This window comes from Planctomycetaceae bacterium, from assembly GCA_021371795.1.
Lineage (GTDB): Bacteria > Planctomycetota > Phycisphaerae > Sedimentisphaerales > UBA12454 > UBA12454.
The window spans coordinates 1-25,476 of record JAJFVK010000006.1; the positions used below are offsets into that span (position 1 = coordinate 1).

A 25,476-nucleotide genomic window follows, 5' to 3' on the forward strand; every position below is an offset into this window, starting at 1 on the left:
GATTAAAACAACGCAGACAACTAATGGCGGTTTTATAAACCATAGCGACGATCGCTACAATCATGACAGTACTAACCAATGCGTGGGCATTGTCAATGGCAAAGTACGATTTTCCATGGAGGGTGCAAATTGGGTTCAGACAGAAGCGGCCGTTAATGACGGCACATGGCACACCGTTACCGTAGTTAATTATTGGGAAAATGTAGGTATCTATGTTGATGGCCAAAGAGCTGCTCTTGATTATGCTTTCGGCGAGGGAAATAATTGGTTCCCGGGCCTGGCTACAGCATCTGATAGCTTCAAATATTGGTTCGGTGCCTGCGCGTGGGGCGGTTATGTTGGCGAAATGAAAGATTTACGCATCTATGATCACGCACTTACTGACTACCAGATAGAAGTAATTGACGGCAGAACCGATGCTGATCCGAATTTGGTGATACGATACAAAATGGATGAGACATATGCTGCTGGCGAGGGTTATTTCAAGGATTCATCACTTGGCGGCCATAATGGCGGCATAGCATGGGATTCCGGTGCTACTCCGACATCTCACTTTACAGGCTCGTCATTTTCTTTCGAAGATGATACCGTTCGGGCATTTTCGGGCAGCATACCGCAGCTGGACACAAAAAAACCTTTTACATGGGCGGCGTGGGTAAAGACAACAAATAAAGGAGGGACTATATTGCAGAGATGCTATGATCCGTATTTCGATTGGTTTGATGGATATAAACGATTATCAGTTACAAGCACGGGAAACTCATTCTTTAGCGCATACGGTGAATATCCCGCTACTTCAACCTCGGATGTTACTGATGGCCAATGGCACCATGTGGCGGCGGCGTTCGATGGTGCGGGGACGATAAGACTCTATACAGACGGTGTTCTTGATGTTGAACAAGGTATGCCTCTTCAAGACGTTAATGATAAATCTGACTTTATGTTCTTCTTTGGAAACGGTGCTGGCGGCAGGTTTCTTGGAGAAATGTCAGATCTTCGTATTTATAACAGAGAGCTGTCTGCAAAAGAAATGAGTGTGCTGGCAAAGGTAGGGGACTTTGACGGCGACCGCGATATTGACATGAATGATTTGGGCTTAATGACAGGCGAATGGCTTAACGATTACACTGCAACTCCTTTGGTTGTTGATCAGGTTGAAAATGGAGATTTTGAGGCATACGGAGCGAGTCTGCCTTTAAGCAGCAACTGGGAAGAATATTATTACGCAGCGACTTTAGGCGCAGCCACAATCAGCCAGTTTGATTTGATTACTAACCCTGCTGATGCTCATAGCGGTTCGCAGGCGATGACCTGGGATTACAACAGTATTGATACGAGTGGTGACAATCATAACTTTACAGAAATAGTTTATTACTTCGATAATCATCTTACGAATCTTGTTAATTATGATCAAATGAGGGTTTGGATAAAACGTCATGCAGGTAACAGTCAAGAGAATCTTCTGTATGTAAAATTTCTGGATTACGGCTATCAGGTAGGCAATATTGCTGCAGAAGCGTGGCTTGTAAAATCAGAAGGTTCATCTTATGCACATCCTGATGAGTGGTATGAATGGTCTATTGATTTAGATGGTATGATGTTTAGAAATGGTTACGACAACACAGACAGTATCGAAGATTTGACCGGTATTATATTCGGTGTCTCTGATGATGATGGAACTGGCGGTACAGGTACAATAGACATTGATGATATAACATTTGTGAAACTGCCTACCTGCAGCGCAACTATGGTTCAGGATTTAAATAATGATTGTTTAATTAATTTTGCTGATTTTGTTATTTTTGCCCAAAATTGGTTAATGGAATAGATAAAGCTAAAAAGTAAGTAATATGCAAGAAAGAAGGTTTTTAAAAATGAAATGGAAAGGCTTTACGTTAGTTGAGTTGCTTGTAGTGATATCGATTATCGCAATGCTTCTGGCAGTGCTCATGCCAGCATTAGGCAAAGCCAGGGAGCAGGCTAAGGTGATAACATGCCTTGCAAATTGCAAGCAAGTTGGAACTATCATAGCTGCGTACCGATCTGAGTATAATGGAGCAGTCCCAATTGTGTTTAATCGTTGGGCCAAGAATACAGGTGGCGTTAAAGTTAAAAATTCTTATATATCAATTGCGTTGCGCAACTACTCGGAACAAACGAAACACCTGCCGTCCAGTTTGGATCCGGAAGGAACATGGGGATTGCAGTATAATGGCAAAGTAGCCACATATGTTGAAAAGTATCTTCCAAGCTTTTATATTTGTCCGTTCGCTCGCGGAAAAGCTACTGAAACCGACAGAAAATACGAAGGAACTGTAGCAGTAAATGGGACAGAATTTACTAAACAAAATTTTAAAGGGAAATTTGAGACATTCAGCACGTTTGCGTACGGACGTGTTAAAGACGAAGATATGGCTGCCTGGTGGGGCATTGCTCCCGGTCTGAGACCTAAGTATGCTGCACTGCCGTGGAATTCTACCTACGACAATTATGGTAGATTACGAGGCTTGCCGGACTTGGAAAATCCTATAGTTTGGGAAGGAAGAACGCATCTCAGTAATAAAATAATTAATGGGGTTCAGGTTCCGATAAAAATTTCCAGTTTGTCCGAAGCGACTGTTTCTTATTGCGTGATGGGTGAAAGCCGTGATTATGATAGAAATCTTACCTCTCCTAATATTATATTTAATTACAAAAGTCACCACAAACAAAATTCCGGTGGCAGCAGTGCAATATTCGCAGATACCCATGCGGCATGGGTTCCAGGTGACCAGATAGGATGGCACTAATAGAGCGTGAGAACAGCCAGCCGGGTGATGAGTCGTTGCTAAGTGAATTTTAAACATAGGATAGGAATATTAAATGAACACTTGTTTTCACAAGATGATTTACATTTTGCTCTATTTGGTTATTTTTTCAGGTTTTGCCAATGCGGCTCAAAAACCAACGATTTATCACTGGGATTTGAGGTTTTTGGGACCCAGCACTGATTTTGGAAAAAGTTATGATACCAGACATATGGCAGTGTGCATTCAGGGATTAGCGAACCGTGAAGCACCACGAATATTCCTTAGTTTTACAGATGATGATTATATATGGCTTGCCCGCTTAAGGGAATCAGGTGGTTTGTGTGAGGGGTGGAATGTTGTTACTGTTAGAAATATTACACAATACATAAATCTTTTTGGAAAGTATGTTAACGGTGTGGTTCTTTATGATGCTGATCCGAATATCGGTGTTCGATCGACGATGCTGGCTGCGACAACAGCCGCCGGTGTGGAAAATGCAATAGCAGTTCGCAAACAAACCGCTTCTGGTAGTATTTATAATTATCTTGTCAACTACGCCACTGGACCGCAGTTTCCTGTGCTGATTGATTTGACAGGTAAATTTACAGGTTCGGGTACTATATGGGAAACGTCAACAGCTTCTACCGGAAGCGCAAAATGCGACGCGTATATTTGGGCAAAGGAAAAATATCTTGATACCGGTTTGTGTGACCCTACAACCATTATGTACAATCTTGACCTTTGGGGCTGCTTTTTTAGCAGGGTTGATCAATACAAAACAAGTCTTTCCAATCTCGATTACGGTGTAAGTAAGAAAGGATTTTGCTTCGAGTTATCGCCATGGGGAGATGAATATCCCAATGATGATCTTACGCAACCCCTTGGAACAGATCTTAATACATTTAAGACAATATTGAATGCATGTAATGTTAAGAATAATTACAGCAAAATGATAAAGTTATGTGGTTATACGAACTGGGATCAAAAATATACAAACAATAGCGGTGTAGGCGGCTCCCATGATCCAGTTAAAACAGAACAGGAACAGACATCGCTTCTAACTGCTTACAATACATACGAGGAGGCTGATTCTGTGCCGCAGAATTATTTCTGTAATGCATCATTCTTCAATGCCCTGATGCCGGCCTTAAAGAGCCGGAGATATACGCAGAATCCAGCACCGACTTATGCGGATCTTGTATCTAAAGGCTATATTAATTCCAATGGTACTGTTGCCGCAAATCATTACATTCTGCTGTATATGGGGGATTACGACAGCGCATCATGGCTTCCGAGCTGGCTGGGCAATGGCAAGTACAATGATCCAAACCGCGGAGCGGTTAACTGCAGCTGGGCTATAACTCCCAATACTATTGATAGGGTTTCTGCTGTTTTTGATTATATGTACAGGCATAAAACCTCAAAGGATTATTTTATATCAGGTGACTCCGGTGCGGGGTATGTTAATCCTCATCAATTATCGGGAACACGAAGTCCATCGGGGTATTCCAGCGGAATTCCAATCTGGCAGGAGCACTGCCGGAAATATTTCAGGATGCTGGATTATTCTATTTCCGGCTGGTTGCTTAATGGTAAGTTTTCATTGCCGACTGTTTCAGACGCATCAAACTTTGTTCCATTTAGCGGCGACGGCATAGGATTGGATTGGAGTTCTTATAGCAGTACACCAACGCAAGCACTTGTTTCTAATGTGCCTGTTTGTGCTCGCACACAGCCGGATAATCCGTCCTTGTATGAAATCAAACGCCGTTATTCCTCAGGTGTCCTATTTGACTGGTTTCGTACAATTGTTTGGTCTCCGAGTGCGATGAATGATATTCAAAATACCATAGGTTCGCAGCATAAGTTAGTGGATGCGTATACGTTCTATTATCTATTAAGATATTATAAAGGCGGCAATAATAATTATCGTGCAACGTGGGTTGACGATACCATTCCAAGAATATTGGAAAAAGGGAAAAACTATCCTGTAACGATAACAGTTCGCAATGATGGCTGGGACACGTGGTCAGAAGCAGGAGCATATCGGCTGGCATATGCTATTGTACCAAAAGGAACTGAACCGGAAAATGAGGATTATGACGGTAATGGCCGTTTTACAATTAACGGCACAGTAGCTCCCGGTCAGAGTTATACTTTTAATGTTGGCATAGTTGCACCCGGTACAATCGGCGGTTACGATATTTATTACGATATGGTTCGAGATGGTGTAACATGGTTTAAGGCGGCTAATAACATTGAATGGAAAAATGACCTTATCGTAGCCAATGATGAACTGGATATAGATACTGATTCGGATGGCGTACCTGATGTAATAGAGGATCGTTCTGGAACTCTATACTGGCATCCAGATGACAATGTACAATGCGGCGATATGGGGTATCTCACTGCCGATGTTTCAGGTGTTGCCGGAGTAAAGGATTGTTATGTAAATATGTATGACTTGGCAGCTTTAGCATCTGAATGGCTCAATCAAAATCAGGAATCTCTGTGCGATTTTACCGGTCCGTTATCTGTGCCGGATCAGTCAGTGGATTTTTATGATTTTTGTGTTTTAGCATCCAATTGGATGGAGTGTACAAACCCGACAGATTATAATTGCTGGTAGTCTATACCATTCCCATCTTTCTTTATGAGATTGTTGTCTGAATCATAGTTCCAATTTTTAATGTGAGGGATTTTATTGTGAGTAAATTTAGGTTGGTTAGAAATATTAAATATATTTTCTGCGGATTGATATTATCTTTTGTCACAGAAATTTTTGCGAATGTGAGTTTACCGAAGATATTTGGCAATGGAATGGTATTGCAGCAAGGAATTGCACTGTCGATCTGGGGCTGGGCTGATGCCAATGAAGCGGTGACGGTTGTAATTGGCGATAATAAGGCGCAAACCATTGCAAACAATAAAGGGCAGTGGAAAGTTAAACTTGCACCGATGACGGCTGGGGGGCCTGTTGAACTGGTCGTAAAAGGCAATAATACACTTCTGTTGAAGGATGTGTTGATTGGAGAAGTGTGGGTCTGCTCCGGCCAATCAAATATGGAGATGGGTATTGACGTTGTAAAAAATGGTAAGCAGGAAATAGCAGAAGCAAATTACCCGAAAATCAGATTATTTAAAGTGCAAAAAGCTGCTTCAGGTATGCCGTTGCAGGATTTTGCGAATCACGAAGAAGGTTATGAGACATGGCGTGTATGCAATTCGAAAAACATCTTCATGGGAGGCTGGGGCGGATTTTCGGCAACCGCATATTTTTATGGCAGAGAGCTTCATAAAACGCTTAATGTTCCTGTTGGTTTGATCGATAGCAGTTGGGGCGGTACGGCTATTGAACCCTGGACACCTCCGGTCGGTTTTGGCCAGGTTGCACAGTTGGATAATTTTGTCAAGGAAATCGAAAGGAGTAATCGTGAATATAATCAGGCTGTACCTAATGCATTGATAAAACTTGAATCATGGACAAAGGATGCACAGGTGACAGTTTCTAACGGCGGTAAAATCAATGCACCGCCATGGCCGGAGCATGCACTTAGTAAACCAGTTTCTCCGACCGGATTATATAATGCAATGATTAATCCACTTGTACCATTTGCAATTCGTGGGGCAATCTGGTACCAGGGAGAAACCAACAACGGAGATGGAATGCTGTACTTTAATAAAATGCAGGCACTTGTTGGAGGGTGGAGGACTGTCTGGGGAGAAGGCAACTTTCCATTCTACTTTGTGCAGTTGGCGCCTTTCAAGTATAATCGCCCCGAGTGTTTACCGGAGTTATGGCAGGCACAGCTAACAAGCCTCTCAATTCCAAACACCGGAATGGCTGTAATTACGGATTTGGTAGATGATGTTGCCAATATTCACCCTGTTAATAAGCAGGATGTCGGGAAAAGGCTGGCATTGTGGGCATTAGCAAATACCTATGGCCACAAAGATATAGTTTATTCCGGGCCGTTGTACAAGGCCATGACGGTAGAAGGCGAAATAATACGTATTGACTTCAATAATGTCGGCAGCGGCTTGGCAACGCGTGACGGAAAGGATCCCGATTTCTTTGAGATTGCCGCAGCGGATATGAAGTTTTTGAAAGCTCATGCTAAGATAGATGGAAACACGATAGTGATTACAAATATGGAAATCAAAAAACCCGCAGCTGTACGTTTTGGATGGAATGAACTGGCAATACCGAATCTGATGAACAAGGAAGGGTTGCCTGCGTCTCCTTTTATTACAGAGATTAAATAATTTTTTAGCAAGCAGGAAATCTATAAAAAAGGATTTTATGAATATGAAGAAAAAATTGGCAATATTAATACTGTTTGTTCTTTCTGATATTTCTTTAGCCCAGCAAATGCCTTTGCTTACTTACACACCGCTGTCTGATGAGGCGAAAAAAACAAATCAGCTTGAGCAATATAAAAATGTACCTTTTGCCACAAAAGAAATTACTTTAGATGGTGCAGTCCTCGAACTGAAAATTCCTACCAAGGCGAATGCCTATGATGTTGTTCCAATCGATTATATTTTAAAAAGAAAACCGTATGATGGCGGCTGGTTTGCAGTTGAGGCGGTTTCTTTGGAAGACAGCAAAAAGGTAAACGATAAACCTCTTTACGACTTATCTGTTCCGGGGAATATGAATGTAAAAATAGAGTACCTTGGCAGCATAAGTGCAGATTATCAGAATGATAAATACATACCTCTTAGTCCAGACCCTAATACCCCTATTAGTCCTTTTCCTCCTTTTAAGCGGGATGAAATGGTTAAATCCTCTACTATCAGGGCTGCGGATATAGTCTGGTTCAAGTTCCGTATCACTAATACCGGAGATACTATCCTTGATCCTGAAGGTTTCGCGGGCTGTTTCGCGTCACCATACCTGGTAAAGCTGGATGATAGCGGTAAAGTGGAATGGAGAGCTCAACCAGTGAATCTGTTTGAACGCTTTTTAACGTATCTATATCCGGGCGAATCGGTGGAATTATGGACTAATTTTCATTGCCCTAAATTGGAATCTAAGAATCTTGGCCTTATCCCCGGCAAATACAGGATAGACTATCGTCTTGTATGCAGATTTTATGATAGATACGATTGGATGGCTAATATATGGTCAGGAACTGAATTTGCACGGCTTGAGGTTCCTATAACAGTTTCAGAGAAATTTTCACAAACTCCTGTGCAGAATACAATGGAAATGGTTGCACCGGAAAATCATATGCCTGGCTACTTCGCGAAATTCGAAGAATTTATGACAAGTTTTAACATCTATCCTTATAAATTCAGAGAAGATACTATTAAGGATACTATCTTTCTCCAGGTAGCGCCATGGACAAAGGTAATAACTCTAAAATTAATAGCGAATCGTCCTGATGGAATTTCTGTTGTCAGAATACCGATTGAAATCAATATGGATTCGATGGCAATAAAATACAATCCTCGGAATAATATGGTTCTTAATCGTAACGGTGTTGAAGAACCTGTTATTATTTCACAATCAATGCCTGGTATGCGAAGCGGTTTTCAACTTGGGCCTTTCCCCGAAAAGCACATGTTGGAATATCTTCAAGAACAAAAAGATTTGGGAATAAACTTAATCAGTAATACATCAGGTAATTGGTGGATTCCTGAAATAAGCGGCAGGGAGAACGTGGAAATGAGCAGCGCCTGCTATAAGTATTTCTATGATGTGCTTATTCGTAAACTTGATATGAAGGTTATTGGCTGGAGTTTATATCCGTCATCGGGGTATAGCTGGTACATAAATGCCGAACCACTATTAGGTAAAAACATACATTATGCTAGAGGCGGTGTCGGCGGGTATCAGTCAGATTTGGCTCCAACTGAATTTGTGGATTTGAGTGACCCTGTTGTTCCGGAAGTTATCGCTGCATGGGTTAAATATCAATATCAACGCTGGGGTGATACCTGGTACAAAACTCGTGATGGTCGTGTTCCAGTCGATATAGAGGATACATGGGGCTGGCTAAGGGATGATATTAATATTCGTTACGCTGTTGGCCCGCTTGGCGTAAATGAATTCAGATTGTGGGTAAAAGAAAAATACGGAACGATTGAAAAGGCGAATGCCGCTTGGAATTCGAGTTATAAAGATTTTAATGAAATAAATCCGCAGTTGGGAAAAGCAGAGAAAGGTGGATACTGCTATGATGACCCCAATCTTGTATTTTGCGATTTTTCTCCTGCTTGTGAGGATTGGGATATATTCCGCACGGAACTGCGAATGAGAATTCTCCGGCAGACAAATGAAATTATTCGCAAGACCATACCAACTGCGGAACTGGCACCTCGTACCGAAGGTGCGAACCTTGTTGTCAAAAGGGATAATAAATCTGATGATATGCATTGGCGCCATGTTTATTATTCCCAGCGGCGTAACGCGATGGTCTATGATGTTGTAAAACAGAGAGACACTTTGCATTTCTATAGTGATTATATAAATCTGCCTTATAGTCAGTCGCAGTGGCGTCAGGCTATGCGTGAAATGGTTTCTGCCGGTGTTGTCCCGATGTTTCTGCCGGCATTTGACCACATGCGAGACATTTTGTTGAATCAATATTATGGTCTTGAATACAAGACGAATTACAATCTTGAAAAGCCAAGTAAGGGTATTATGGTGCACTGTTTGACGGCGGCTTATCCCTGGTGGAAAGCTACTTACGAAGAGGGTGGATCGCCAGGATTAATTTGGGCGGACTATCTTTGTGACGGTTTTGCCACAGAAACCCAAAAACGTGAATTAAAGCTTCTGTCTGAAAATTTCAAAAAAATGAAAAAATCGGACATTTTGCAAAAAAATAATTAAATAAATATATTGTGAGTAATAATTTTACTATGTATCTGAATATAACTGAAATAAAGAATTCGATTGACCAAGATTGGGCTTTGATACAAGAAAGTTATAAGCCTGAATGTATGGATGAACGCGGCTGGGAATGCCTGATGGCCGTATCGAATGGTTATGTAGGGATTAAAGGAAGTATAGAACTTGCTTCTCTCTATCGAGATCCAAAGACTTATTTTGCCGGCGTATTTGATAAACCGGATACCCATGAAAAGAAAAAAGTATTTGGACTTGAGCTCTATAATAAGGCAATTACTCCCGGACTGGCGGAGACTCCAGTATTCAGAAATATTGAGATACTTAAAAATGGAAGGAGTATAGATTTCATCAACTGCCGTGTAGCGGGTTTTTCCAGGACTTTCGATTTGCGGCGAAACCTGATTATAAGCGATTATCTGCTGGAAGATTTTCATCAGCATCTTACGAAAATTACTATACTTTTTTTTGTTTCCAAATGCGATTATGATTATAGTGCTCAGCTTGTTGAGATTACACCTGTTAATTATTCAGAAGAGCTGATTATAAAATTCATTAATTTCCAGAACACAAAACCAGATTGCCTGCCGCGATTGCGAGATTACGTATCTCCGACAACTATCGTAAAAATAGAAAATCATAATGATATTGCCTGTATGGTTAGTGAAGTTGTCGAAACAAAGACACAAATACAGTTGGCCGCCAAAACTTCCGGCCATGGCGAAACGTTTATGGAAATTTTTGATAACGGCATACGTGAAGGATTTAGACTCGATGCAAAGCAGGGAATTGCTTACAGTTTTACGAAGCAGGTTTGCTTTACCACCTCTTTGAGTAAACTGAATAGTGATTCAGCCCTGACGCTTTTACAGCAGAAGCTCGCGAATTCTATTTCTCTGCATTATAAAAATCATGTTTATTTTTGGCAAAAAGCCTGGAATAACAGCTATGTTAATATTGAATGTGAAAAAGAGATAGAACTTGGTACCAGATGGTGTATCTCAAATTTGATACAGCTTGGAACTCTACAAAATCAGAACACATCTATTGGTGCGACCGGATTACATGGCAATGGTTATTTCGGTCATGTTTTTTGGGAAACTGAACTTTGGCTCATACCTTTTTATATTGCAACAGTGCCGCAGGCTGCGAGAAATCTTCTGCTTTACAGATATAAACGTCTCGAGTCAGCTCGCCAAAATGCAAGAGAAATGGGTTTACAGGGTGCAAAATTTCCTTGGACAAGCACTCACACTGGTCTTGATGTTACGCCTCCTGACTGGGCGAAAAATTCCAAAAGGGAAATTCATATTTCAGGCGCAGTTGCGTATGCATTCTGGAATTATTTGCAATGGACCGGTGATCAAACATTCTTCAATAAGTGTGGCATTGAAGTTATTGTTGAAACAGCAAAATTCTGGGCTTCTGCTTTCACGAAAGGCGCAGATGGTTTGTATCATTTGGAAAATATTGTTGGACCGGATGAGTATCAAATTAACGCAGATGACAATTATTATACTCTTTGCATTGCTAAATGGAATATGCTCAAGGCTGTTGAATGTATGGATTCTCTCTATCAGCAGGATTCAAATTTATTTAAGAGATTAGCAGAGCAAACAGGCTGGGATGAAAAATTAAAATCAGAGTTAGTTCATATTAGTGGTGCGGTGGCGTTTCCTCGTGTACGAGATAATGTCTGTGAGCAGCACAGAGGCTTCTTCGATTTGCCGGATGTAACTCTTGAAAACGGACAACTCTCCCAAGATTATTCGTATGAAGGTGCTTCACAGATGAGTAAACAGGCGGATGTTGTGATGATGCATTATCTTTTCCCTGAGCTATTCAGCGATGAGGTTAAAAAAGCAAGTTATTCTTATTATCGCGAAAGATGTCTTAATGGTTCATCTTTAAGTCCTTCGATATATTGTATTATGGGGCAAAGGCTGGGCATTGCGGAAAAGTCGTATGATGATTTTCGTTTAACAGCCCTGCAGGATATGAATAACCTGCATCTTGATAAAAATGTTTCTGACGGAGTTCATATTGGTTGTGCGGCCGGAACATGGCTGGCGGCCGTTTATGGTTTTGGCGGGGTGATGTTATTATCATCTAATCTGAATATCAGTCCGTCACTGCCAAAGCAAATTAAGGCGTTACAATTTACAATTAGTTATCATTCTCGAACTCTGTTAATTAAAGTAAACCATAGTTCGATTCGTATAAAACTCACTGGCGATCGCCTGGAAATACACTTATACGGTCAGAAAATTCTGCTTGATGAGGAACGTGAATATGTTAAGAATTTCTAATAACACATGCCTTAAAGCAGTAATATTTGACCTGGATGGAGTGATTGTAAACACAGCAGGATTACATTATCTTGCCTGGAAGAAAATAGCTAATCAGGAAAATATTGAATTTAATGAAGGCATAAATGAACGCCTCAAAGGAGTCAGCCGCGCAGAAAGTCTCGATATTATCTTAGAAAAAGCAGGCAGAGAGTATTTTCCTTCAGAGCGTCAGGAACTTGCTCATAAAAAGAATTCTTTTTATGTAGAATTACTTGACAGCCTTAAACCTTCTGATTTCATTGAAAATGTCAAAAGTTTGATTGACTGCTTAAAATCGAAAGGAATTAAAATCGCGGTTTATTCCGCCAGTAAAAATGCCGGCCTTGTCATAGAAAAGCTGGGAGCCGGTTTAATGTTTGATGTTGTTGTAAGCGGAAAAGATGTAAAAAACTCTAAACCTCATCCGGAGGGATTTATAATTGCTGCCGAACGTTTGCATTTACTGCCGCAGGAGTGCCTTGTAATCGAGGATTCCGCCGCAGGTGTTCGGGCTGCCAAAAAAGCTGGAATGAAGAGCATTGGTATAGGAAGCAGCAGTATCTTACACGAAGCTGACATTGTTGTGAATTCCATTAAATTGCTTTCATGGGGAAATATAGAAACGGCATGGGGGTAAAAAATGAAATATCTTAGTTTATTGGATTGCGTAATTATTCTTGCTTATTTGTTTCTTGTAATAGGTATTGGCTGTTATCTAAAAAAACGTGCATCAGCAAGTCTGAACGACTATTTTCTTGGGGGCAGGCGATTGCCCTGGTGGCTTCTTGGTATTTCCGGGATGTCTGCGTGGGTGGATATGACTGGCACAATGATTATTACTTCGTTTCTTTTTATGCTTGGGCCGCGTGGTTTATTTGTCGAATTCAGAGGCGGGGCAGGTCTCGTGCTTGTTTTTGTTATGCTTTGGCTTGGTAAATGGCATTGCCGTTCCGGCTGTATGACTTCGGCAGAATGGATGAAATTCAGATTTGGAGAAGGCTTTGGAGGTCGTTTCGCAAGGTTTGCCGCTGTCGCAAGTGGAATAATTTTTGCACTTGGTCTGCTTGCGTATTCAATGGTCGGAGGCGGATTATTTATTTCAATGTTTTTGCCGTTTCCGCCATGGGTATGTTCACTGATGCTTGTCGCGGTTACCTATTTATATACAATTCTGGCAGGTTTTTATGGTGTGGTTATCGCCGATATATTTCAGATGTCCATTTTCGTTTTTTCTGCAATTTTTATTTCCTTTTTGGCTTTGGCACAAATACATCAAACTGAAAGTTTTTCCGTGCTGGCATGTCATGTTACAGGAAACGCTGACTGGTTTTCATCTGTTCCGAGTTTTCATACGGCTATGCCGGAAGGTTATGAGAGATATAGTGCTTTGTTTTTCATAACATTATTTTATTTTGGCAAAACGTTTATACAGGGTTTAGGTGGAGGAGCTGAACCAAAATTCTTTGCCGCCAGGAATGATCGTGAGTGCGGGTTACTTTCATTTTTATGTGGCAACCTTATGTCAATAAGATGGCTCTTTATGATGGGATTTGTTGTGCTTGGCATTTTTCTGATAGGGGATCTTTTTCCGGATAAGAGCGTGCTCAATTCAGCTGTGGTTTTGATTAAACAGCACGTACCTGGAATTGAACAGCACAAATGGGCCGAGCTTATAAGCAGTATGATGAATTCTCCGGATAGTTATGATCCCGGCCTGATAAGTGGGCTGCGTTCTATTCTTGGAGGTGACTGGAACCGCAAATTGAGTCTTTTAAGTTTTTACGGTACTGTTGACAGTGAAAGGGTGCTGCCGGCGGTGCTCTTGTTCAACATACCCAGTGGAATCCGCGGCCTTATTTTAACGGCTTTGATTGCAGCGGCAATGTCGACATTTGCTTCTTTCATAAATATGACGACAGCACTGTTTACACGGGATATTTATCAAAATCTGCTCAGACCAAAAGCAGGCAATCGAGAATTAATCTGGGCCAGTTATGTATTTGGTTTTGTTCTGGTCAGTGTTGGAGCCCTGATGGCGTATACAAGTAAAAACATAAATGATATATGGGGCTGGCTGATGATGGGGCTCTCCGGTGGTCTTGTTATTCCGCTTGCCCTAAGAATGTACTGGTGGCGCTTTAACGGAATGGGATTTGCTTCTGGTACTATTGCAGGAATTCTTGCTGCCATAGCTCAGCGGTATATAGGTATTATCAACCCAGAATGGAAAGCTATTTCCGAGATGTCTGAACAGCAGCAGTTTGCGGTTATTTTGGTAATCGGGATGGCAGCCAGTATAATTGGAACATATCTTGCGCCGCCGGTCAAAAGAGAAGTTCTTGAAAACTTCTATTTAAAAACTCGTCCATTCGGTTTTTGGGCACCTTTCAAGTCGCTTGTCGCACCTGAAAAACGAAAGGCACTGCGACGTGAACATCTGTTGGATATCGCAGCTTTGCCCTTTGCTTTTGTTTGGCAGATTACGATATTGCTACTGCCGCTTCTGTTTTTGATTGGGAACTGGTATGCTTTGAAGATTACATCCATTTTTTTAGTGACAGCTTTAATTGGCCTGTATTTACTATGGTATAGACATTTGCCTGCTGAAAATTATGAAAGCATTGAGCCTTCTAATGACGAAAACTTATTGAATTGTGTTAAGAAAGAAGATTTATGATAACACGTAATTTGTTTTTTATAATGCTGTTCATTAGTGCGTTCAATATTACATCACAGGCGGCACTCAATATTGAATTTAAAGGTGATGATGGGAATGGAATTACGCAGTATGCAAAAACTCTTTTGAACGAACGACTTGAAGCCTTGGCAGGGGATGGAGAGCGATCAAATCTTTTCGTTCATTTTAATATTTCACAAAAATTGAGTCAACTTGGTGCAGAAGGTTATCAGCTTGAAGTCAAAAATGGCGGTGTGCATATTTCAGCGACAAGTGAGCAGGGCATTCTTTATGGTGCGGTAGTCTTCATTGAATGGGTTATCCAACAGACGAGTCCATATTTGATTGACAAGAATCAGGTCGATATTGATTTTGGCGTTATGCCTGGTCAGGCAAAAGATTTCTTAAAGAAACTGCCAGACTATTCTGTTTCAGAGAAGCCTTTTTATAGTTTACGAGGAATAGATCTGTCAAATTTTGCTTTGGGGGTACCTGATCTGATTGATACGGATAAGGGCGATAAATTTGTTTGTAGAACTAGTGGTCAGCCCGGAGGATTTAAAGACAGTGCTTATGAATGGAAGAAATGGTGCGATTGGTTAGCAAGGCACAAGATGAATTATATAGGCAATTGGCCATATAGTATGGGTACGAATTGGTGGGAGTTAGTATGTAATCCTGAAACCGAGAAAATGACCCCATACACTTCCGAGGAGATTAATAAAGCGGCAAAAATACGGGAAGAATTATTAAAATATGCCAGAGACCGTGGCCTTACCCCTTATTTAATGAATTATGTTTTGGGTGCCCCAAATCCTACAATTATTAAAAATTATCCTGAATTTATGGGGCCCAGGCAGCGTCCTGAATGGCCGGCTGCTTTCTGTATGTCCAGTCCCGGTCTTGAAGAGAAGTTTGTGAGTCAGATTCGTGCGATTGTGAAAGCCTATCCATCATTGGGAGGTTTGCATTTTCGCTGGTGGGGAGAGTCGTTCCCTTGTCATTGCCCCAAATGTGAGGGACAATGGCAGTCCCTACTACATGAATATACATTGGCGATTGTAAATGCTGCATTGGAGGTGCGTCCTGATCTTGATATACGGATTACAGGCTGGATTCGTGGCGGCGGTAACAAGGAGATTGCAGACAGACTTCCCAGAAATGTAATTATTCAAACAAAATGGGGCATTGATTGGGAACCGACATCATTTCCCAATGTGCCGTATTCTAATATTACCGAGGTTAAACAACGTTTTTTAATATCCCAATGTTTGCCCGGCGAAGAATTTCATCAAGCTGGCTGTGTTCAGTATAAAGGACTTCAGGCTGGAATACGTCAATACTCCAAAGATAAATCAAAAATTCCGAACTTAGAGGGTTTTTCGACATTAGCGGCCGAAAAAGATCATGAGTGGATAACGGGATTGAATTTTGTTGCTATGGCTCGACTTAATTGGGATCCGTTTGGAACAGATACCAAGATGTTGGCGAAAAATTTTATCGCATCACAGTTGTGTTTAAGAGCGGAGGATGCTGTCATAGCTGACAAGATTCAGCGAGCATTAGATTTGACGCAGGATGTATGGGAAACCTATTGTATTGATTTTGGCGGTGTTACCCACTATTACGATTGTTACCGGTTATATGAGTTGTTTCACTTGAAGCGGGTTAAAACTTTGAGCATTGAGGCACTAAATAAAGCATTGCCGGGAATGGAAAAATATTCAAAATCAATGCAAAATGCAATGGATTCTGTTATGTCTGCCCAACAGCTTTATATGCAGACTAAGGAACCGAAGAATCAGGTTTTTATGGAAGATATAGTGATTCAAACCGAGGTTTTGTCAAAGTTTATTGCATCGCGTCTATCAATGACACAGGCGTTTATTTATTTGTATAATAAAAATTTTGATATGGCGGAAGCGCAACTGGAAGAGATGAAAAAATTAGATCAGGAACTGCTGGATGCAATGATGAAAAAGCCAAATATTTCGGATGATTTTGAATTCGAAGGAATGATTAAACCGATTCATATGCCTGAACGAGTGGAAGCAGAACAGAAAGAAATTGATGAGATGCTGCAGAAAATTGCAGAACTTGAGAAATTATGAAACATTTAAAAAAACAAAAAAAGGATAAAACTTCAATGAAACGCAGTATTCATCTAATTTGCAATGCTCATTTAGATCCGGTCTGGCTATGGGAATGGGAAGAAGGTGCCGCTGAAGCACTTGCTACTTTCAGAATAGCGGCTGATTTTTGTGAAGAGTTCGAAGGTTTTGTTTTCAATCATAATGAAGTTATTCTTTACAAGTGGGTACAGGAGTATGACCCTGAACTTTTCAAAAGAATACAAAAATTGGTTAAAGCTGGTAAATGGCATATTATGGGCGGATGGTATTTGCAGCCGGATTGTAACCTGCCCAGTGGGGAGTCATTTGTAAGACAGATTCTGTTAGGCAAAACATATTTTAAAAAGCATTTTGGTGTAGAGCCTACTACCGCAATTAATTTGGATTCATTTGGGCATACCCGTGGTCTGGTTCAAATACTGGCAAAAAGCGGATTCGATTCATATCTATTCGGCAGACCACAGAAACAGTTTTTAGGGTTGCCTGCTGAAGATTTTATATGGAAAGGTTTTGATGGCTCTGAAATTATGGCCCGTAGATTTTGTGGTTGGTATAGTACTCCCTTAGGGCATGCGGCACCGGAGATCGAAAAACGCATAGGTTTATGTGATAACCCTGTTTGCTCTGCAATATTTTGGGGGGTAGGTAATCACGGAGGCGGCCCATCGAGAATCGATTTAACACAGATTAATGAGCTTATAAATAAAAGAACTGATGTGAAAATAATGCATTCCACACCGGAAGCTTATTTTAAGCAGTTGTCTGTGAAAAAAGCACATTTGCCGCGGTTTAAACAAAGTTTAATCTCTTGGGCTATAGGTTGCTATACATCGATGGTGAGGATTAAACAAAAGCATCGTAAACTTGAAAACGAACTCTATGCGACCGAGAAAATGGCCGCATGTGCTGTAATGAATTCAAAAATGAAATATCCGGTTCAGGAGTTTTATGATGTTGCCTGTGACCTGATGTTCTCGGAATTTCATGATGCCCTGCCCGGCTCATCCATTCAGCCGGTTGAAGAGGCTACAGTCAGGAATATTGATCATGCTCTTGAAATCCTTGCCAGGATAAAAGCCAGGGCATTATTCGCATGTGCGAAGGAACAAAAATCGGCGAAGACCGGTCAGATTCCTGTTTTTGTTTACAACCCGCACCCATACGAAGTTAAACAGATTGTTGAGTGTGAATTCAACTTATCGGATTTTAATCGTTCGGGCAGTTTTTCAATGATAGCTATGAATCAAAATGGCAAGCATGTTGATTTGCAGCTTGAGCAGGAATTGAGCAGTATGGCGGTAGACTGGCGTAAACGTGTGGTTTTTTATGCTGGTCTAAAACCGGGAATCAACAGATTTGATTGCGAACCTTACGAAGTTGCTGAAAAGCCTAAAATCGATATCAATATTAATAAAAAGAAATTAATATTTAAAAATCCTCGGTTGAAATGCACAATTAATACGCAAACAGGTTTGCTTGATTCGTATGCGGTAGATGGAACGGAATTCATAAGGATTGGTGCCTTTGAGCCTATTGTACTAAAGGACAATTCTGATTCATGGGGTATGAATGATATAAAATTCCGAGATGTTGAGGGTGGATTCAAATTGATGCAGCCGTTGAAGGCATTCGAATTTACAAGTATTCAGAATAATTTGGAGCCAATGAGGGTTATAGAAAACGGTCCGGTAAGAGCCGTTGTCGAAGTGCTTTTAAGCTATCGTGACTCATACATTGTGGTGCGTTACAAATTACCCAAAATCGGTACCGAAATAGAAATAGAATACAGGGTATTTTGGAATCAAAAGGACCAACTCCTAAAAGTGTCAATACCTCTGCAGCAAAGTTTTAAAAAGTATATTGGCCAAACAGCTTATGGCGTAAATGAACTGTCTAATAATGGAAACGAAGCAGTTGCACAAAAATGGGTCGCCGCTGTTGCTGAGCAAAAAGGACTTATGTTTTCATGCATCAATGATGGCACATATGGCTCCGATTTTCAAGACAATACAGTTCGTCTGAGTTTATTGCGATCACCGGCATATTCCGGTCACCCGATTGAAAATAAACCCATTATTCCGCAAGATAGGTTCACGCCCAGAATAGACCAGGGTGAGCATATATTCAGATATTGGATTAATGGTGGCAGGTTGAACGCAAGGCGAATCACAATTGACCGTGAAGCATTAGTCAAAAATGAAAAACCTTTTGCTCTGTCATTTTTCCCATCCGGCAACGGTAAAGAGATAAGTCCTGCTGCAATTCTCAGTGATAATGCAATCCAGATTTCGGCTATAAAGAAAGCTCAGAACAATAATGATTGGATCATCAGACTTTTTGAGCCTACGGGTCAGAAGCGATCTACAGTTTTGAGCTTGCCTGCTCTTGGGACTAAAGTGAAACTAAATTTCTCGGCTTATGAAATTAAAACTATACGAATAGACAACAGAACAAAAAAATGGTTTGAAACTGATCTTATGGAGAAGCGGAGATAAAACATACGGATTCAAAATAAAATTCGTGCCATCCTCGGTCAAATAAAAGAAACTGCATTAAATAGTGTAAACTGTGAGATGTGCGAGCAATAATACAATTGTTATCAAAAGCATTTCACAATATTTAGAATGCTATGAACGTCTTATAGAAAAGGATTGAAAATAGCAAAAGGATGATTTTAGAACAAACTACAAAAAAGCCGCAGGTATCATTTTGGGAAAAAAGTGCCTATGGTTTAGGCGGCGGCGGTGAAGTGTTGATGGCTAATATCATCTTTATACTTGTGTATCCTATTTATCAGGCAGGTTTAGGTATTGATGCACGCTGGATAGGCTGGGCTATAGGCGTACCACGCTTATGGGATGCCATTGTGGACCTTTTGGTGGGTCATATTTCAGATAATGCCAAGACTCGCTGGGGCAGAAGAAAACCTTTTATTTTTGCAGGTGCGATTCTGACAGGTCTGTTATGTATTGCAATGTGGTCGCCGCCTACAGGCCAGCATAAAGTCGTAATTCTTGGATATTTTGCTGTTATTTCTGTTTTATTTTTTACGACATACGGGGTATTTGCAATTCCTTTCTATGCGTTGGGATATGAATTAAGTTCTGATTATGATGAACGTACCAGTATTATGTCGTTCAAAACTTTTTTTAGTCAGTTCATTGGCACTGTGTTTGGTCCACTGGCGTTTCCAATGTGTTTTTGGTTTGGCAGTAATAAGATTGAGGGGGTGCGGATTGTAGGATTGATTTTTGGAATAACTATAATTTTATTTGGTATTTTGCCGGCTATTTGGTGCAAAGAAAGAGTTTTGCACCAAGACCCAATACGGCTCAGGGATGCATTTAAGGCGACATTAAAAAACAAACCGTTTTTAATCGCATGTGGAGTTAGTTTGTTTATGGTGGTTGGGTATCTCCTTGTTTTCCCGTTGATGTACTACATAAACATGGCCTATATTCTGAGTGGTAATGAACAGATGACATCAAAACTCACTATGTACGGGTCTTATGCGTATGGTATAACCGGTTTCCTATCGGTACCGTTCATAAATTATGGCTCTCGGTTATTTGGTAAAAAGGCAATATTGGTGTTTGGGCTCGTACTTGTTATAGTAGCGATAGCATCAAGCTGGTTTTGCTTTACGCCTCAGCATCCCTACTTGCAGCTGGTTTTATTTTTGATGCTTGGTCCTGCAATGACCTGTGCGTGGGTTATAGTACCATCGCTGATGGCGGATATATGCGATTTCGATGAACTGACGACCGGGTGTCGCCAGGAAGGAATGTATGGCGCAGTAAACGCTTTTATTCAAAAGGCAGGCATTTCTTTGATTATGATTGTTAGTGGATATGTTATTTCATGGACGGGCTATAACGCGGATTTAAATACCAGCAGCAGTATCACTATTTTCAGGTTAAGGTTTATGATGATTTTGCTGCCGGTGCTGTTTTTGGCAACAGCTCTGATATTGGCATATATATACCCGTTATCCAAGAAAAAAGTTTGCGAGATACAACAATCGCTGAAAATTATGCGTGTCAAGGTTCAAGGGTAGCTATGGAAATTTATTTTGGAATAATTGGCAAAATTGTTAATGAGTAAAAATTGGTCGAAATTGCATCATGATGTGGTTTTTGGAAAAGCGAAAGGCAGAATTATATGGCAGCCGCGGATTGGCTGCTGGTATGATGACCGTCAATTCACAAAAACTCCTTTGCCGCAGCCTTATACCGGTTTATCTCTTCATGATTTATATCGAAAACTCGATTGCTCGGCTCGGCTTTATGAGTATAATGCCTGTTTCGAACGTATTGAAGACGGCAGGGTGAAATTCAGTTCGCATCGCGAGGATGACATTCTCGAATTTGACTGGCAAACGCCTGTTGGTACAACAAAAGAAATTTTTAAATATAGCCCCAACAATCTCCATCCTCAGCGAATCAAATGGGAAGTCGAAACTATGGATGACCTTAGAATCGCAATCTGGCGTGAGGAGCATGTTGCTTGGAGATGGAATCAGGCGACTTATGATAAATTGCAGACTGAACTTGGCGATCTGGGTGCCCCAGTGATGTTTATGCCAAGAATGAACGTAATGAGTTTGTTTCTTGAAAAAATGGGCATCGAAAATGGCGTAATGGCGATATATGAGCATCCAGACCTTGTTGAAGCGTACTTCAAATCGCTTGAAATATGTCACGAACCGCTGCTGGATATCATTAATGCCTGTCCTATTGATATTATAAATTTTGGTGAAAACATTCATTGCCAATTGCTTTCTCCACCTTTATTCGTTAAATATCATTTACCTGCTTGTCAGCACAGATGCGAAAAGCTTCATAAAAAAGGGAAATTTGTTTTTGCGCATTGGGATGGAAACTGCAAACAAATTCTGCCTTATGCAAAAGAAACCGGAATGGATGGAATTGAGGCCATTACTCCTTTACCGCAGGGGGACGTGACTTTGGAAGATGTAAAAAATGCTCTTGGCGATGAAATGTTCCTTTGGGATGGTGTTCCCGCACTATTTTTTGATCCTATGTATTCGCTTGAAACTCTTGAAGCGAGCACAAAAAAAGTAATCGAACTTTTTGCCCCTAAACTTGTATTAGGAGCCTCTGATGAAGTTGCATCTACTGCTGATATTAATCGGGTGCTGTTTGTTAAAAAAATTGTTGATGAATATAATGATCAATTTAATTGCTAATGGAGAAAATAATGACATCGAGAGAATTAGTATACAGAACATTGGAATTCAAACGACCTAAACGTATCCCGCGACATATTTGGTTACTACCTTGGGCCGAACAAGAATATCCAAAGGACTGTCAACGTATCAGAGCGGCATATCCTGATGATATTGTTGTTCCTGAATTTCAATTTCGTTATAAACCAAAGACCGTGGGAGATTCTTATGCTGTTGGTACGTATATTGACGAGTGGGGTTGTATATTTGAAAACATTCAAAGGGGCGTGATAGGTGAGGTGAAGAAATCTCAACTTAATGACATTACGGAATGGGAAAAGGTACGGGTACCGGAAGAATTACTTACGTTTGATATTGAAGAGATAAATGCATGGTGTGCACAGAGTGAAAAGTTTGTGTTTGCTGGTTGCTGTCCGCGGCCATTTGAGCGGTTGCAGTTTATATGTGGCAGCACAAACGTCTATTTGAATCTTGCTACGTGGCCATCGGAATTCGACAAACTCCTCAAAAAAATACACCAATTTTATCTTGAAAACGTAGAGCGATGGTGTCAAACCAATGTTGATGCGATATTTTTTATGGATGATTGGGGCAGCCAGAATTCCTTGTTGATTTCTCCTGTGATGTGGCGTAGTGTATTCAAGCCGTTATATAAGGCTTATATTGATATAGCACACAAGTATGGCAAGAAGGTGTTTATGCACTCGGATGGTTATATTATAGATATTTTTCCTGATCTGATAGAACTTGGGCTCGATGCCATCAATTCTCAGATATTCTGTATGGGTATTGAAAATCTTGCTGCGTTTCGCGGCAAAATTACATTTTGGGGCGAAATAGACCGTCAACATTTGCTGCCTTATGCTTCATTAGACGAGATTCGTGAGGCAGTAAAGAATATTGGAAAAGCATTGTATTCTAATGGTGGAATTATAGCACAATGCGAATTTGGCCCGGCGGCAAAACCAGAAAACGTGGAGACTGTTTTTGAGGAATGGGACAAATTCTCCAAAACAGCAGAAAAATAGTCGTATGCTATTTTGAGGTAATCTTCTGGTTGTCCCTTAAATGCAGTTGCAAAGGAAGATACATAATTTATGACTCATAAAGAACGATTCATTAATGCTTTGGAATGCAGGCAGCCTCTGGGTAGAGTGCCTCATTTTGAACTGGTTTTCTTTTTGACTATGGAGGCATTTGGCAAGGTACACCCGATCTATCGCAATTACGGGCAATGGGGCCAGATGTCTGAAACTGAACGTATACTGCATCGGCGTGATATTGCAGATGTGTATGTTCAGATCGCTCGCGAGTATGAGCATTCGGCGATATTCTTTCATCCGCCCCAGGGATGGACGAGCGATCTTGATGGTGAACTTCTGCGAACATTTGAACATATCCATGAACTGTCAAATCAGGATTATTTTCTCATGATGCACGGCGATGCGACTTACGAAATCCCTCAAGGCGACACTATGATGAGTTTTGTCAGTTTAATAGCCGATGACCCTCAAATGATTAGGCAAATTATCATTAATCAACATTTAAAACGCCGGTACATTTTGCCGGCGTTTTTCATTTAGGGCCGGTTATGCTTATGGCGATGACATGCTGAAAACTCCGATTGTGCGATACTTTTTTGTGAATCTGTCCGGCAAATATCTCGATGTGCCATTTAATGATATGCAGCGAACAGATTTTGCTTTTCAGGCTTGCAAGATAAATAACAGCCAATGGGGTAATTTCTGCGAGTTGGAATATCACGCACCGGCAATCGGTTCAGGAACAGGAAAGTCGGAATGTGTTGATGTTTGCCAGACCTGGGCATTTCGCGTGAGTCAGAGAAAATACAAAAAATAATAAATATTTTATTGACTTTGTCAAAAATATAAGGAATATTCATGGCGTATAAAATAGCATTATCTGTGTGTTTGCGTCCTGATGATGCGGAGTTTGTATGTATTGGAACAATGCCACTGCTGAAAAAAGCTGGCTGGGCTATTCATAGTATGTGGACGTAAGTTCTGTAATTGAAACTATAGAAAAATGTTTTGCTGTCACAAGAGTCAGAGGGACTGGCTGCTGGCACATCACGGTATGGATAAGTATATTGAAATGATGAAGGATTATGCCGTAAAAAGGGGTTCTCAATGCGGCAAAAATATGCTGAAGGATTTCGTCAGTACTTGGGGGCAGGGCTATCCTCAGGATAATAGACTAAAGGCAGAATTTGCTGCTTTTGTTAAAGACGGGCACTAATATGTCTATTGATATTTTAATTTTAAATACAGCGGTCGCCGATTTTCGCAGCGATGAATTCACCTTTACAGAAAAACTTGCCGGCCCAGGAGGTCTTGCAAGATGTAAAACCAAAGATATGCCTGCTTATACTCAAAAAGAGTATAAGCAATGGATAGATAAAGGTATGGTTACCGCAGGCGGGCCGGGTAATACTGCGCCGTTAATCGCCAAAGCAGGTTTAAAAGTTGCTGTTGGTGTAAATCTCGGTCAAGGTGATTTTGATGGCCTTGATGCGCAGGGCAGATTCTTCTATGATATGATGACAAGACATAATGTCGATATGTCACAAACGTTTGTTCATCCCAAGCTGCCGACAGGTACGACATTTATTTATGAAAAAGTAAATCATGAACGTGGCGGAATAGCATATTTCCCAAATGCGAATAATGATTTTGATTTCGAGTATTTTAAAAAATCTGTTGAAACACTTTCACCTAAAATAGTTTTCTATATGTATTCAGGTCTGTCAGACCGAGGCGATGCAAGTGAAGGTAAAGACCTTGCTAATTTTATCAAGTGGTGTAGACAAAAAGGAATAGTTACAATTATTGACAGTCATACGCTTACAGGCAATCCGCAAAAACTGATAGAAGAAAAAGCCGTTGTTCCTGAATACAAGCTTTTAGAACCGTTATTACCTGAGCTTGATATATTTTTCACATCGTATGATGAAGCGAGAATGATAGCCAACACACTTGGAGAGAATATTCCGGAGCATGATTTTATAGTAAATTTCCTGAAATTCTTATCTAAGGAATACAAAAACTTCAAAATCTTCGGCGTAACGGTGAAAGATGGTGCCTATATAACTTATAAAGATGCAAATGGAAATGTTATAGCTCCGAAGAAGATAACATCTCGTTTTATGGGGAAGGGAGTAACGGATTTGGTAGGCGCCGGTGATTCATTCAGAGCTGGCGTTGTTACATATATCGCAAAAAATATCGATGAATTTAAAAATGGTAAGATTGATATTGAGCAGGCAATCCAAATGGGTAATTTATTTGCATCTCTTTATATAAAAGCACCATTAAACAGCCGATATGGCAGCATAGAAAATTATGGCAAGATGTTGGAAATAATAAAATAAATGAAAAATCATATATTTACTGGTTTCGGTTTCGGGCCTATACAGGCTGGATTATTTGTCAACGAAGCATATAAAAGCGGCAATTTCTC

At 40.6% G+C, this 25,476-nt stretch carries 17 protein-coding genes; all 17 read left to right on the top strand.

All coding sequences use genetic code 11. From position 1 onward, the window contains the following. Positions 1-34 precede the first annotated feature (34 nt). The 17 genes from LLF92_02515 (at position 35) to LLF92_02595 (ending at position 25,387) form a co-directional block, all read left to right on the top strand. Positions 35-1,828, top strand: a complete 1,794-nt coding sequence (locus tag LLF92_02515) for a hypothetical protein (GenBank protein ID MCE5339990.1) — start codon at positions 35-37, stop codon at positions 1,826-1,828. A 46-nt stretch (positions 1,829-1,874) separates the two neighbouring features. Further along, positions 1,875-2,789: a type II secretion system GspH family protein gene (locus LLF92_02520; protein MCE5339991.1), complete on the top strand. Its 915-nt coding sequence runs from the start codon at positions 1,875-1,877 to the stop codon at positions 2,787-2,789. A 73-nt stretch (positions 2,790-2,862) separates the two neighbouring features. Continuing rightward, complete coding sequence (locus tag LLF92_02525; protein MCE5339992.1) at positions 2,863-5,418, top strand: hypothetical protein; 2,556 nt, start codon at positions 2,863-2,865, stop codon at positions 5,416-5,418. A 77-nt stretch (positions 5,419-5,495) separates the two neighbouring features. Next, complete coding sequence (locus LLF92_02530; GenBank protein MCE5339993.1) at positions 5,496-7,055, top strand: sialate O-acetylesterase; 1,560 nt, start codon at positions 5,496-5,498, stop codon at positions 7,053-7,055. Between the two features lie 43 nt (positions 7,056-7,098). Next, a complete protein-coding gene (locus LLF92_02535; GenBank protein ID MCE5339994.1) occupies positions 7,099-9,633 on the top strand; it encodes a hypothetical protein in 2,535 nt (844 codons plus the stop codon). Between the two features lie 80 nt (positions 9,634-9,713). After that, the gene (locus LLF92_02540; protein MCE5339995.1) at positions 9,714-11,957 is read left to right on the top strand and encodes a hypothetical protein; all 2,244 of its coding nucleotides are present in this window, start codon (positions 9,714-9,716) and stop codon (positions 11,955-11,957) included. Further along, positions 11,941-12,615, top strand: coding sequence for a beta-phosphoglucomutase (gene pgmB, locus LLF92_02545; protein MCE5339996.1), 675 nt, complete (start codon positions 11,941-11,943; stop codon positions 12,613-12,615). The genes LLF92_02540 and pgmB overlap by 17 nt, the downstream gene beginning before the upstream one ends. A 3-nt stretch (positions 12,616-12,618) precedes the next feature. Then, a complete protein-coding gene (locus LLF92_02550) occupies positions 12,619-14,655 on the top strand; it encodes a hypothetical protein (protein ID MCE5339997.1) in 2,037 nt (678 codons plus the stop codon). Further along, complete coding sequence (locus LLF92_02555; protein ID MCE5339998.1) at positions 14,652-16,766, top strand: hypothetical protein; 2,115 nt, start codon at positions 14,652-14,654, stop codon at positions 16,764-16,766. Before LLF92_02550 ends, LLF92_02555 begins: the two co-directional genes overlap by 4 nt. Then, positions 16,763-19,282, top strand: a complete 2,520-nt coding sequence (locus tag LLF92_02560; protein ID MCE5339999.1) for a hypothetical protein — start codon at positions 16,763-16,765, stop codon at positions 19,280-19,282. Before LLF92_02555 ends, LLF92_02560 begins: the two co-directional genes overlap by 4 nt. A gap of 173 nt (positions 19,283-19,455) precedes the next feature. Continuing rightward, a complete protein-coding gene (locus LLF92_02565; GenBank protein ID MCE5340000.1) occupies positions 19,456-20,844 on the top strand; it encodes an MFS transporter in 1,389 nt (462 codons plus the stop codon). A 39-nt stretch (positions 20,845-20,883) separates the two neighbouring features. After that, the gene (locus LLF92_02570; protein MCE5340001.1) at positions 20,884-21,996 is read left to right on the top strand and encodes a hypothetical protein; all 1,113 of its coding nucleotides are present in this window, start codon (positions 20,884-20,886) and stop codon (positions 21,994-21,996) included. A gap of 11 nt (positions 21,997-22,007) precedes the next feature. After that, entirely contained in the window at positions 22,008-23,024 is a 1,017-nt protein-coding gene (locus tag LLF92_02575) for a hypothetical protein (GenBank protein MCE5340002.1), read from the top strand. A 216-nt stretch (positions 23,025-23,240) separates the two neighbouring features. After that, a complete protein-coding gene (locus tag LLF92_02580) occupies positions 23,241-23,579 on the top strand; it encodes a hypothetical protein (GenBank protein ID MCE5340003.1) in 339 nt (112 codons plus the stop codon). 25 nt (positions 23,580-23,604) lie between these two features. After that, entirely contained in the window at positions 23,605-23,856 is a 252-nt protein-coding gene (locus LLF92_02585; GenBank protein MCE5340004.1) for a hypothetical protein, read from the top strand. Between the two features lie 237 nt (positions 23,857-24,093). Further along, complete coding sequence (locus LLF92_02590) at positions 24,094-24,255, top strand: hypothetical protein (protein MCE5340005.1); 162 nt, start codon at positions 24,094-24,096, stop codon at positions 24,253-24,255. A gap of 1 nt (position 24,256) precedes the next feature. After that, a complete protein-coding gene (locus LLF92_02595) occupies positions 24,257-25,387 on the top strand; it encodes a carbohydrate kinase family protein (GenBank protein MCE5340006.1) in 1,131 nt (376 codons plus the stop codon). Positions 25,388-25,476: the final 89 nt, after the last annotated feature.